Raw genomic sequence first — 12,187 nt, 5'->3', positions numbered from 1 at the left:
CCTTCGCCGGGCCCGCCCGACCGTACGGCTCGCGCCTTCCTGCCCCGGGGCGCGAGCCGTACGACGCACGAATTACGACGTACGACCGCGAACACGGGGCGCCCGCCCGGCAGTTCCGGCACGACGCCGATGCCCGCACAGTCCGGGAACTTGTGCGGGCACCGGGGCAGTGCGGAAACGGCTCAGCCTCGGACCGAGGCCGTTCCCGACGGGTTCCGCTTCGCCTCGGCCACCTTCGCCGAGACCGTCTTGTCGCCCTTGGCGCACTTGGCGCTGCGGCGCACCCACGTGCCGGAGGCGATGCCGTTCTCGGTGATCGGGGTGTCGGCGAAGACGTCGCCGTAGGACCACAGCTTGTGCTGCTCGCCCTCGGGGCCGACGGGCTCACCGTATTCGGCGATCAGCGTGCCGTGCGTCCGGGTCAGCTCGGGGCGGAACTCCAGCCAGCCCTTGTAGCCGGGCTCGATGTTGATGGTCACGGCCTCCGCCTTGGCCGTCGCCTTGCCGAAGCTCGTCGTCCTGGTCTCCGAGTACTGGTAGTTGGCACCCGCCGTGAGGACCTTCTGGAAGAGGTTGCTCACGGTGATGCCGACGGTGTGCGTCCGCGCCAGGGAGACGTCGGAGGTCACGGTGTGGGTGTTGGTGATGGCTATGAGGGCGTTGCCGGGGCCCGTGCAGTTCTCGAAGACGTTCGATGCCTTCTTCGCCTTGCCCTCGATGACCTCACGGCGGTCCACCTGGTAGCGGCAGCCGTCCTCCTGGGAGGGGCTCACGTCGTCGTCGTACGGGTTGCTCCCGTTGCAGTCACCCACCAGGTCCGGGTTCTCCGCGTCCCAGCCGGGCATGCCGTGGGCCGACGCGGACGAGAGGTTCAGGGTGGCGAGCAGCCCGCCGGCCACCACGGCCACGGCTCCCTTGACCATGACTCCCTTGCGGTTCAGCTTGATCCGTCGCAAGTCGTTCTTCACCTTTCTCCCGGACATGTGCTGTGTGAGGGAAGCCCCCGGGGCCGCCGGGCCGGCCACCATGGGCATGGCAACCAGAGTCACGGCGCGGCGGGAGGCGGAGTCAGGAAAGTCCTTCCAGTTACTCGCAAGTAGGGTTTAGGCGTCGCGGCCGGGAGGTAAGGCGGCACGCCGCCCGGAAAGGGTGTCGGCGCGTACGAACGCCGCGTGCGCGCAACGCCGTTACCCTCCTCCGGCACGGCACCGGCGGGCGTCCCCGATGGACGCGCTACCCGTCAGCCGCTCTTCGCCTCGGTCACGGCCGTACGGAGTGTGTCGAGGAGACGGCGCCCCTCGGCGTCGTCCCCGACTCCGAGGAAGAACGAGGCGCCTTCACTGGACCCCGACCACATCCCGGCGATCCTGACTCCCTTGTCGATGCCGCCCGGGAAGGGCGACTCATCCAGGCTGACGGCGTCCAGCCGCGCGGACCGCACATGCACACCACGCCGCTCGCCCGTCACCACGACGACGACAAACGGAGGGGCGACAAGGGTCAGCGTGCGATGCGAGGTGTCGGGATCCGCCGTGCCCATGAGGCGGGCGAACAGGCCGGGTTTACGCAGCCGCACACTGTCGGTCTCGAAGCACAGCGCCGTACGGCCCAGGACGTCGCCGAGTTGGTGCCCTTCGGCGTGCGCCGCGATCGCGGCCCGGAGCGATGCGTCGATCCGGTCCACGTCGTACGTCCTGCCGGCACGTTTGTAGAACGGGCCCATGGCGGTGGCCTCCCTTTCCCCGTCCGGCTCGGGCCCCCCGCCCGGCCGGATCATCGAGAAGGATCGTACGGCGCCGACTCGCCCCGACTCGTCCCGACTCGGTCAGCGGGAACTCGGAGCCCGCTCCGGGGGACTACTGCGCGAGAGGGAGCAGCGCCTCAACACCACCCGGGGTCACGGCGATTCAGGCGGGGCAGGATCGGGACCCGGGTGATCATGGCATCAGGCGATCCGCTACCTTTCTGGTCATACCGGCACTGAACAGTCAATCAGGATGTTCAGTGCATCGCTCATGCATCAGAAGGACGCCGTCTTGGCTCGTCACCGTCTTCACCGCCTCATACCCGGAGCCCTCGCGCTCACCACCGCACTCGGCGCCGCATCCGTCGCCCCGGCCCACGCGGCCGACACTCCGCCCGCGCCCCACCTCGACGCCGTCGAGAAGGACCTCGAGGAGGTCTCGCCGGGTCTGGAGGGCTCGGTGTGGCAGCGCACCGAGGGCAACCGGCTCGACGCGCCCGAGGGCGATCCGTCGGGCTGGCTTCTGCAGACCCCGGGCTGCTGGGGCGACCCGGCGTGCAAGGACCGCGCGGGGTCCCGTTCGCTGCTGGAGCGGATGGAGCGGAACATCGCGCGGGCCGAGCGCACCGTGGACATCTCCACCCTGGCGCCCTTCCCGAACGGCGGCTTCCAGGACGCGATCGTGAAGGGCCTCAAGGCTTCGGTGGCGGCCGGCCACAAGCCCCGGGTCCGCATCCTCGTCGGGGCCGCACCTCTCTACCACCTGAACGTCATCCCCTCCCGCTACCGGGACGAGTTGCTCGGCAAGCTCGGTGACGCCGCACAGCATGTGACGCTCAACGTGGCCTCGATGACCACGTCCAAGACCGCGTTCTCGTGGAACCACTCCAAGCTGCTGGTCGTCGACGGCCGGACCGCCGTCACCGGTGGCATCAACGGCTGGAAGGACGACTACCTCGACACCGCCCACCCGGTGTCGGACGCCGACATCGCGCTCAGCGGCCCGGCCGCCGGGTCCGCGTCCCGGTACCTCGACACGCTGTGGGACTGGACCTGCGGCAACTCCCGGAACCCCGCGAAGGTATGGCTCGCGACCTCGGGGGGCGCCTCGTGCATGCGGACCCTGGAGGGCGGGGACGGCTCCGGGAACGGGAAGGACGGTGACGGTTCAGGGGACGGCGGCGGCTCCGGGAGCGGAGGCCCCTCCGGGAACGGGGACCGCTCCGGGAACGGGGAAGACGGCGGGCGGACGGCGAAGGCAGCGGGCGACGTCCCGGTCATCGCCGTCGGCGGCCTCGGCGTCGGCATCAAGGACAAGGACCCGTCCTCGCTCTTCGCGCCTGCCCTGCCGACCGCTCCGGACGCCACCTGCACCGCCGGGCTCGCCGACCGGACGAACGGCAACCGCGACTACGACACCGTCAACCCCGAGGAGAGCGCCCTCCGTTCTCTCGTCGGCAGCGCCAAGAGCCGTATCGACATCTCGCAGCAGGACCTCAACGCCACCTGCCCGCCCCTGCCCCGCTACGACGTCCGGCTCTACGACACCTTGGCGGCCAAGCTCCAGGACGGCGTGAAAGTACGCATCGTGGTGAGCGATCCGGCCAATCGTGGAGCCGTCGGCAGCGGCGGCTACTCCCAGATCAAGTCCCTCTCGGAGATCAGTGACGTCCTGCGCGACCGGCTCCGCGAACGCACCGGAAGCCGCGAGAAGGCGGCATCGGCGATGTGCGAGAACCTTCAACTCGCCACCTTCCGCAGCTCCCCGGAGGCGCGGTGGGCGGACGGCAAGCCGTACGCGGCCCATCACAAGGTCGTCTCGGTGGACGACGCGGCGTTCTACGTCGGATCGAAGAATCTCTATCCGGCCTGGCTGCAGGATTTCGGCTACATCGTCGAGGACCGCACCGCCGCGGGGCAGTTGAAGGACACGCTCCTGGACCCCGAGTGGAAGTACTCCAAGGAGACGGCCACGTTCGACTACGCCCGGGGCGTATGCCCTGAGTGACGTTTCCCGAAGTCCGCGGCCACGGCTGCGACTCGGGAATGAGGGGACCGCATCCCATGCGCTCCGGAAGGAGCATGGGGCGGTCCCCTTGCGCTGTTCCGATGCTTTTCCGCCATGAGATGCACCTCACCCCCGCTCCTGGGTCCATTGCGTAATCGGAACCCCACAGCGGGTGTTACTGTTGAGTGTCGGCGCAAGCGTCAAGCGGTATCTCAAGCGTTAAGAGACAAACCAGAGTCGGCCACGGTGCAAGGGATTCGGTTCTTGCTCCTCGGCCGAATTCCGGCCAGTCCGTGAGCACCTCCGGCACGGCCGTACAGCACCGCCGTATCTGCGTGACCAGCAGTTGAACCACACCACCCCTCAGCGGTGTTCGCGTTTCCGGGACACTGCTCTCCTTCGCATGCCGCAAAGCAGGAATTGATGCCCGTTCAAACACTCGCGGAACTCATACGCTTCGTCCGCCGCAACTCGGCCTTTTACGCGGAGCTCTACTCCGGTCTGCCGGAGCGCGTCACGGAGCTGACCGCGCTTCCGGTCATCCCGCAGACCGAGTTCTGGCAGGCCAACTCCCCGCGCGGAAACACCCTTCTGACCGGCCCCCTCGAGGAAGCCGTCGTATTCAAGAGCGGAGGGACCACCGGGGCACCGAAGTTCTCCTTCTACACCCGGGAGGAGTGGCGGGAATTCACCACCGCATTCGGCGCCGGGCTGGCCGCGGCCGGACTCCGGCCCGGGCAGCGCGTGGCCGACCTCTTCTACGCGGGCGACCTCTACGCCAGCCACACCTTCATCCTCGACTCCCTGCACCGCTCCCCCGTCGCCAATGTCCGCCTCCCGATCGGCGGCTCCGCTCCCCTGGCCTCGACGGTGGCCACACTGGAGCAGTTCGGTGTCGACGTGATCGCCGGAACCCCGACCACACTCTGCTCCGTCGCCGAGCACCTGAGGTCCGAGGGGCGTCAACTGACCGGTGTCACCACGCTGTTCTTCGGCGGCGAGAGCGTCTTCAGCGACCAGCAGCGGCTGCTCGCGGCCGCTTTCCCGCGCGCCGGCGTGGCCTCGATCGGCTATGCCGCCGTCGACGCAGGTCTCGTGGGCCTGCCCGTCCCCGGCGACGACCCTCGGCTGCACCGGGCCCCGGCCCCGTACACCGTGGTGGAGATCCTCGACGAGGTCACCGGTGAGCCGGTCAACCGCGACGGCGTTCCCGGCCGGGTCGTCGTCACCGATCTGCGGCGCCGGCTGATGCCGGTCCTGCGCTATCCGGTCGGTGACCGCGCCGAGTGGACCGACGTCGCGTCCGGCGAGTTCCGGATCCTCGGGCGCGCCGAGGAAGGCGTACGCGTCGGGCCCGTGGCCCTGCACACCCAGGACGTGCACGACCTGGTGAGCGCCGCGGACGTCGCGGGCCGCGTCACCGGAGTGCAGCTCGTCGTACGCCGCTTCGAGGACGGGGACGGCCAGGACCGGGACGGTCTGGTGCTGCGCCTCGGCTGCGACATGGCGTCCGGCGCCGGGGATCTGCCGGAGCTCGGCGCGGCGATCGAGAAGGCGTTCCACGCGGCCCGCCCGATGTACGCGGAGGCGGTCGCCGCCCGCCACGTCCACCCCGTGGAGCTGGAGTGGGTGCGCCACGCCGACCTCGCCGTCAACGCCCGTTCCGGGAAGCTGATCCGCGTCCTCGACGAACGGCCGCACGCATGACCGCGCCCGGATCCGACCGTCCGCCCGCGTCCCCGTCCGTGCCGGGAGCCGAGTCCGCATCCCCGCCCGTCGTGCCGCCCGCGTCCGTGCCTGTGCGGAAACGATCCGCCTCACGGCTGCCCGTCGTCCTGCGCAACCCGTCCTTCGGTGCCGTCTGGGTCGCCCAGGTGCTCACCCAGGCGTCCGCCCGGATGTTCCAGGTCGGCATCGTGTGGTGGCTCGTCCAGTACGCCGCGGGATCCGAACGGGGCCTGGCCTCGGGGGCGTTCCTCGCCGTGAGCACCCTGCCCGCGGTCGCGCTGGCTCCGGCAGTCGCTGCCGTCATCGCCCGCAACCCGTACCGGACCGTCATGGCCGCGGCGGCCGCTGGAGCCGGGCTCGTCACCGCTGCCACGGCGGCCTGGGCCTACGCCGAACCGCTGCCGATGGGCGTCGCCTACGGTGCCGCGCTGCTGATGGCGGGCTGCCAGGCGCTGTTCGATCCGTGCCTGACGACCTCGGTGCCCGTCCTCGTCGACGACGCGGACATCGAGGAGGCCACCGGTTTCGAGCTGGCCACGCAGTCGCTCGCCGGGCTGGCGGGCGGCCTGCTCGGGCCGCTCGTCGTCGACGCCTGGGGACTGCCCGGGATCGCCGCCGGATGCGCCGGTGCGTATCTGCTCGCCGCCGTCCTGATCGGCCTGACACGCTTCCCGTGCGCGGCCGCGACCGCGCACGGATCCACGGGGGCGAACAGCGGCGGGCCGAGTGACGCGACGGGCGAGCCGACGGCCGCCCCTCGCCGTACGCTGCGCCGCATCCTGCGCGAACTCCCCTTCATCCGGCGGGTGTTGCTGTGCTTCGCCGCGGCGAACGTGTTCACCACCGCCGTGTTCGTCGTCATGCCCCTCTACACCGCCTCCGTCCTGCACGACGACGGGTCGACCGTCGCCCTCCTGGAGGCGGCGCTCGGCATCGGCACGCTCGCCGGGTCCTTCACGGGCGGCCGGCTGCCCGGGCGGCCGGTCACCACCGGCACCGTCTGCCTCGGGCTGATGGCGGCCTCGTTCGCCGTGCCGGGCCTGATCGCGGACCGGACCGCCTACGCGGCGGCCATGGTCGCCGCGGGATGGTGCGTCGGCGTCATCGGCGTACGGTTCGTGGCCCTGTTCCAGCGGCTCGTACCGGCCGCGGACAAGCCCGGCTTCTTCGCGGTCATGCAGTCGCTCCTCGGCGCCACCTTCCCGCTCGCCTCGCTGCTGTTCGGGGTGCTCGGGGACCAGATCTCGCCGCGCACGCTGTGCCTGGTGCAGGCAGTGGGCCTGGTGCCCGTCGCCGTCGCCCTGTGGTGGACGGGCACCCGCGCGGACGCGCCCGCCCCGCCGCCCCTTCCCGCCCGCGACACCGCGCCTGACGGCGCCATCGCACCCGCCCGCGACACCGCGACGAGCGTTGACACCGCCTCCACCCGTGGCACCACGCCCGGCCGCGAGGCCGCCGACGCGGACACCACGCCCGAGCCCGGCACCCGGCACGAGCCCGACACCCGGCACCGGACCGCCACCTCGCACACGACCGCCACCACCGGAGGAGGAGCACGATGACCGTCACCATCACCCCCGCCGTCCTCCAGGACGTCGCGGATCTACGGCAGTTGTACTTCGAGGTCTACGGCCACGGCTATCCCGTGCCGCTCGGCAGCGACCCCGCCGAGATGCGGCGGCTCATCGCCGATCCGCACACCCACTGGCTCGTCGCCCGCCGCACCGGCGAGGACGAACTGGCCGGGTCCGTGGTCGTGCAGACCGACCCCGGCAGCCGGATCGGGAAGCTCCTCGGCCTCGCCGTGCACCCCGGCCACCGGCAGGGCGGCCTCGCGGGCCGCCTCACCGGAGCGGTCTGCGACGACGCCCTGGCCACCGGGACCGTCGACTCGATCTACGCCACCGTCCGCGTCGTGACGGAAGGCCCGCAGCACGTCGTGGTACGCCACGGCTTCCGCCCGCTGGGACTCATGCCGAACGCCGTCGAGGTCGCGGGCTGCGAAAGCCTCGCCCTCTTCGCCCGCTACGCCGACGGCGTGCTGGACCGCCGCGAGACCGTGCCGTGCGTGCCGGAGCCGATCTCCCCGCTCCTCACCGCCGCCGAGGATGCCTCCGGCATCGGCTTCGGCGCGGTCCGGCCCATCGACACCCGGGGCACCGGCCTGTTCTCCGGCCCCGCCGTCCCCGCCACGACGGCGATGGAGATCATCACCGCCCGCTCGTTCGTCCGGCGGCGTTTCCTGGAACTGTTCCCCGATCCGGCCGGACGGTTCTTCCCCCTGCACTCCCCGAACGCCGTCCTCACCCCCGAGGACGGCACGTTCGAGGTGTACGCGGACCTGGACCCGGCCGCGCGGAGCTGCTCGCTCATCGCCGTGCACCCGTACCCCGCGGCCATGGCCCACGCCCTGGAACCGCTCATGGCCGCCGTCACCCGTACCGGGGCCGACTACGTCGAGACCCTGCTGCCGCTGTCCGACACCGCGGGTCTGAGCGCCTTCCTCGCCGCGGGCTTCGTCCCGAGCGCGCTCTATCCGGCCATGCGCCGCATCGGCGACCGCTTCCACGACTACGTCGTGCTGTCCAGGACCAACCGTCAGATCGACTTCCGCACCGCCGCCGTCAGCGCGCTGGTGCAGCCGTACCTGACCGCATACCTCAGGGCCTGGACCGCGACCTACCTTCCCCTTCACGAGGTGGTCTCTTGAACCCGCATCTGCTTCCCGTCGAGGTCCCCGACCCGGTCTCCCTCCAGCACGTCCAGCGGCTGTGCGACCTGCCCGCGCCCTACGAGCACGGGCCGGAGACCGACTCCCTCTTCGCCGCCGCCATGGCCGAGGCCAACTCCTGGCACGCCGAACGCTCCCCGTTCTTCCGCTCGTTGCTGACCGACGACCCCGAGACGCCCGCACCGAGCGTCGGCCGCGACGTCCGCGCCCCGCTGGTGCACGCCAACTTCTTCAAGCGTCACGAACTGCTCTCCATCCCCCGGGAGAAGGTGCACCTCCACCTCACCTCCTCGGGAACGACCGGCCAGAAGTCGCAGATGTTCTTCGACGAGTGGACGATCCGCGCGGCCCAGCGCATGGTCGGCCGGATCTTCGACCACTACGGCTGGATCACCCCGGACCAGCCGGTCAACTACCTGCTCTACAGCTACGAGCCGGCCCCCTCGCTCAAGCTCGGCACCTCCTTCACCGACAACTACCTCTGCGACTTCGCGCCCGCCCGGGACACCACCCACGCCCTGCGGCACACCGGCACGGGCCACGAGTTCGACGTACGGGGCTGCATCGCCGCCCTCCAGCGGTACGCGGAGGAGGGTCTGCCCGTACGGATCCTGGGCTTCCCGGCCTTCCTCCACTTCACCCTGGAGCGGATGCGCTCACTGGGCATCCCGCCGGTGCAGCTCCCGCCGGGCTCGCTCGTCGTCCTCGGCGGCGGCTGGAAGGGCCACGCCGACCGGCAGATCGGCAAGGACGTCTTCTACACGGAGGTCACCCAGCAGTTGGGCATAGCGCCGGAGCGGATCCGCGACACCTTCGGCTCGGTCGAGCACTGCGTGCCGTACGTCGAATGCGAACGGCACCGGCTGCACGTCCCCGTCTGGTCGCGCGCCGCCGTGCGCGACACCGCGACCCTGGAACCGCTTCCCCACGGCGGGATCGGCTACCTCCAGCTCGTCTCGCCGTACATCACCTCGGTCCCGGCCCAGAGCGTGCTCATGGGCGACCTCGCGTCCCTGCATCCGGGCGAGGAGTGCGGCTGCGCGCAGCCGACACCGTGGTTCACCGTGCACGGCCGGGCCGGGGTCAGCCGCAACCGCAGTTGCGCGGTGGCCGCCGCCGAACTCCTGAAAGGACTCTCATGACCAGCGCACCGACCCCCGGGACGACCCCGGGTACGAGCGCGGCGAGGGCCGGGACGCCTCTGACCGGCGGCACGGACGTGTCCGGTCGCGGACTGCACCTGTGGCAGGGCACGTACATCGACGACGCGGAGGTCGCCGAGCGCCTCGCCGATCTCCCCGCCCTCACCGAACGCGCCCTGCGCGAACCGCTGCCCACCGAGATCGTCCTCGGCGCGTGCGAGCGGGTCGCGGACGCACTGCGCGCGCCCGGCAGCGCGGTGCACGCGCGGCTGACCGGCTGCCTCGCCGAGGGCGGCACCGAGCCCGAGGAGGCGGCGGCCCTGCTGTCCGAACTCGCTGCCGCCCTCGGCCGTTCCGCCCTGGAGCGCAAGCTCCGCCGTGAACTCGGCGGACTGCACCCGGAGCGCCTCACCCGCCCCGACGCGCGCGAGACCGTCTACGAGGCGTGGGCCCCGGTCGGGCTGCTGGTGCACATCGCCCCGGGCAACGCGGCGGGGGTCGCCCCGCTGAGCGTCGTCGAGGGTCTGCTGACCGGCAACCTCAACATCTTGAAGACCAGCAGCTCCGACACGCTGCTCGCGCAGCACCTGCTCGCCGAGCTGGCGGCGGCCGACGAGACCGGCAGGCTCGCCCGCCGGATCGTCGTCCTGAGCTTCTCCTCCGGCCGGCGCGCGTGGCTGGAGCCGCTGTGCGCCGCGGCCGACGCCATCGCGGTCTGGGGCGGGGAGGACGCCGTGTCGGGCATCGCCGCGCTGACGCCGCCCGGCTGCCGCCTGGTCGAGTGGGGCCACAAGATCTCGTTCGCCTATCTGACGCGTGAGGCGTGGACCGACCCCTCCGTCCTGTCGGCGCTCGCCGCGGACGTCTGCCGTCTGGAGCAGCAGGCGTGCTCCAGCCCCCAGGTCGTCTACCTCGACACGGACAGCGGCGACGGTGGCGGTGACAGCAGGGACAGGGGCGGCGAGGACAGTGAAGCCGGGGCCGAGGTCTTCGCCTTCGCCGAGACGTTCGCCGCCCATCTGGCGCAGGTCTCCGACAAGTTGCCCCGCCCCGGACTCGGCCTCGCCGAGCACGCGGAGATCACCGGCACCGAACTTCTCGCCCGGCTCGAGCAGCACCTCGGCCTCACCCGCGTCGTCGCCGCGGACGACGGTTCGTGGCGCGTCATCGCCGACGTCCGCCCCGCCCTCACGGCCTCGCCGCTGCATCGCAGCGTCTGGGTCAAGCCGCTGCCACGCCGCGACCTGGCCGCGACCCTGCGCCCGATGCGCCGCTACCTCCAGACCGCGGCGGTCGGTGGCAGCCGCGCCGACGTCGCCGAGCTGTCCCGCGCGCTCGTCACCGCGGGCGTCACCCGGGTGACGCCGGTGGGTGCCATGCTGGAGAGCTACGAGGGCGAACCCCACGACGGTGTCTACGCGTTGCAGCGCTACAGCAGGCGGGTCGCCGTCCATGCGGACGAGCGGTTCACCGCGACCTCCTGCCTCGACGACCTGGTCGCGCCGCCCCTGCTGCCCGCCCCTCCCGCCGGGCCGCTGCTCGGAAAGGCCGGTGTGCAGGAGCAGTTGAGGCATCTGCACCCCGACCACGCCCATCTGTACTTCCGCAGCGGCGGCACGACGGGCGCGCCCGCGCTGTCGGTGTTCACCAACGCCGACTACGACACGCAGATGCGGGCCGCCGCGCGCGGCCTGGTCGACTCGGGTTTCGACCCGGCCCGCGACCGTGCCGCCAACCTCTTCTACAGCGGCGGCATGTACGGCAGCTTCATCAGCTTCTTCTCGATCCTGGAGCGCCTGAACGCCACCCAGATCCCGCTGTCCGCCGGAACGGACCTCGCCGCCGTCGCCGAGGCCCTGGTGACCTACCGTGCGGACACCCTGTTCGGCATGCCGTCCTATCTGTGGCAGCTCTTCCACACCCAGGGCGAGACCCTGCGCGCCTACGGCGGCGTGCGGAAGGTGTACTACGGGGGCGAGCACTTCACCGCGGAGCAACGGCGCGTCCTCATCGAGGAGTTCGGCGTCGAGGTGATCAGGTCGGCGGCGTACGGGTCCACCGACCTGGGGCCCCTGGGCTACCAGTGCGAGCACGCCGAGGGTTCGGTCCACCACGTGCTGACCGACCTGCACACCCTGGAGGTTCTCGGCCTCGAGGAGGACCGGCCGGTGGCCGTGGGCGAGCCGGGCCGCCTGGTCTTCACCAGCCGTGCCCGGGCGGGGCAGCGCCTGGACCGCTACGAGATCGGCGACATCGGCCGGGCGCTCGACGGCGTCTGCCCGTGCGGCAGCCGCACCCCGCGCATCGAACTCCTCGGACGCCATGGAGACGTGGCGCGCGTGGGCGGGTACTCGTACCACTACCGGGCCTTCGTGTCGGCCGCCGAGACGGGACTGGGCTACCGCGGCGAACTCCAGGTGGTACTGGCGTCCGAGCCGGTGTGCGAGCGGCTCACGGTCCGGCTCGACGCGCTCTACGCGCCGTCGGCCGACGAGGCGCGCGCCGCCTTCCTGGCGGCGATCCCGGAGCTGCGGTCGGCGGTCGAGGAGGAGGAGCTGCTGACGCTGTCGGTCGAGATCACGGATGTCGCGTCCTTCGAACGGACCGCGACGAGCGGCAAGCTGCGCACGTTCGTGGACCGGCGCGCCACGGGGTGAGGCGCGCGGGCGGTACGGCGGTGGCGGGCGGTCCCGCCACCGCCGCGCGGGCCGTAGGAGACGGTCCGGCGGTGTCCCGCCGGGGCCCGGCGCCCACAACGTGAGGAGCGGGCTCCGGAATCGCTGCGGAAGTTGGTACTGTCCACCGGCGAAAGCAACGCGCGCCCGAGCGGCGCC

The 12,187-nt window shown here is 71.6% G+C and carries 8 protein-coding genes; 6 read left to right on the top strand and 2 right to left on the bottom strand.

The window, feature by feature from the left end; genetic code table 11:
- Positions 1–182 precede the first annotated feature (182 nt).
- The gene (locus tag ABZ822_RS29920) at positions 183–956 is read right to left on the bottom strand and encodes a hypothetical protein (protein ID WP_360861048.1); all 774 of its coding nucleotides are present in this window, start codon (positions 954–956) and stop codon (positions 183–185) included.
- Positions 957–1,240: 284 nt separating this feature from the next.
- Complete coding sequence (locus ABZ822_RS29915) at positions 1,241–1,777, bottom strand: hypothetical protein (RefSeq protein WP_360861046.1); 537 nt, start codon at positions 1,775–1,777, stop codon at positions 1,241–1,243.
- Positions 1,778–2,036: 259 nt separating this feature from the next.
- Between ABZ822_RS29915 and ABZ822_RS29910 the strand changes: the two genes are divergently transcribed.
- The 6 genes from ABZ822_RS29910 to ABZ822_RS29885 all read left to right on the top strand — a co-directional run bounded on the left by ABZ822_RS29910 (position 2,037) and on the right by ABZ822_RS29885 (position 12,010).
- Entirely contained in the window at positions 2,037–3,752 is a 1,716-nt protein-coding gene (locus tag ABZ822_RS29910; RefSeq protein ID WP_360861044.1) for a phospholipase D-like domain-containing protein, read from the top strand.
- Positions 3,753–4,175: 423 nt separating this feature from the next.
- The gene (locus ABZ822_RS29905; RefSeq protein ID WP_360861042.1) at positions 4,176–5,459 is read left to right on the top strand and encodes an AMP-binding protein; all 1,284 of its coding nucleotides are present in this window, start codon (positions 4,176–4,178) and stop codon (positions 5,457–5,459) included.
- Complete coding sequence (locus tag ABZ822_RS29900; RefSeq protein WP_360861040.1) at positions 5,456–7,042, top strand: MFS transporter; 1,587 nt, start codon at positions 5,456–5,458, stop codon at positions 7,040–7,042. The genes ABZ822_RS29905 and ABZ822_RS29900 overlap by 4 nt, the downstream gene beginning before the upstream one ends.
- Positions 7,039–8,190, top strand: coding sequence for a GNAT family N-acetyltransferase (locus ABZ822_RS29895; RefSeq protein WP_360861038.1), 1,152 nt, complete (start codon positions 7,039–7,041; stop codon positions 8,188–8,190). The genes ABZ822_RS29900 and ABZ822_RS29895 overlap by 4 nt, the downstream gene beginning before the upstream one ends.
- On the top strand, positions 8,187–9,353 hold the full coding sequence (locus ABZ822_RS29890) for an acyl-protein synthase (RefSeq protein WP_360861036.1): 1,167 nt from the start codon (positions 8,187–8,189) through the stop codon (positions 9,351–9,353). Before ABZ822_RS29895 ends, ABZ822_RS29890 begins: the two co-directional genes overlap by 4 nt.
- Positions 9,350–12,010, top strand: a complete 2,661-nt coding sequence (locus tag ABZ822_RS29885) for an acyl-CoA reductase (protein WP_360861034.1) — start codon at positions 9,350–9,352, stop codon at positions 12,008–12,010. The genes ABZ822_RS29890 and ABZ822_RS29885 overlap by 4 nt, the downstream gene beginning before the upstream one ends.
- Positions 12,011–12,187 lie beyond the last annotated feature (177 nt).

Source organism: Streptomyces sp. NPDC047108 (assembly GCF_040643575.1).
Classification (GTDB): domain Bacteria; phylum Actinomycetota; class Actinomycetes; order Streptomycetales; family Streptomycetaceae; genus Streptomyces.
Note: the sequence above shows the minus strand (reverse complement) of the source record. Positions and strands in the feature narration are given on the sequence as shown.

Coding starts and splice junctions, on each gene's coding strand:
- ABZ822_RS29905 (WP_360861042.1), top strand. CDS start 4,176: ATGCCCGTTCAAACACTCGCGGAACTCATACGCTTCGTCCGCCGCAAC.
- ABZ822_RS29885 (WP_360861034.1), top strand. CDS start 9,350: ATGACCAGCGCACCGACCCCCGGGACGACCCCGGGTACGAGCGCGGCG.
- ABZ822_RS29915 (WP_360861046.1), bottom strand. CDS start 1,777: ATGATCCGGCCGGGCGGGGGGCCCGAGCCGGACGGGGAAAGGGAGGCC.
- ABZ822_RS29895 (WP_360861038.1), top strand. CDS start 7,039: ATGACCGTCACCATCACCCCCGCCGTCCTCCAGGACGTCGCGGATCTA.
- ABZ822_RS29900 (WP_360861040.1), top strand. CDS start 5,456: ATGACCGCGCCCGGATCCGACCGTCCGCCCGCGTCCCCGTCCGTGCCG.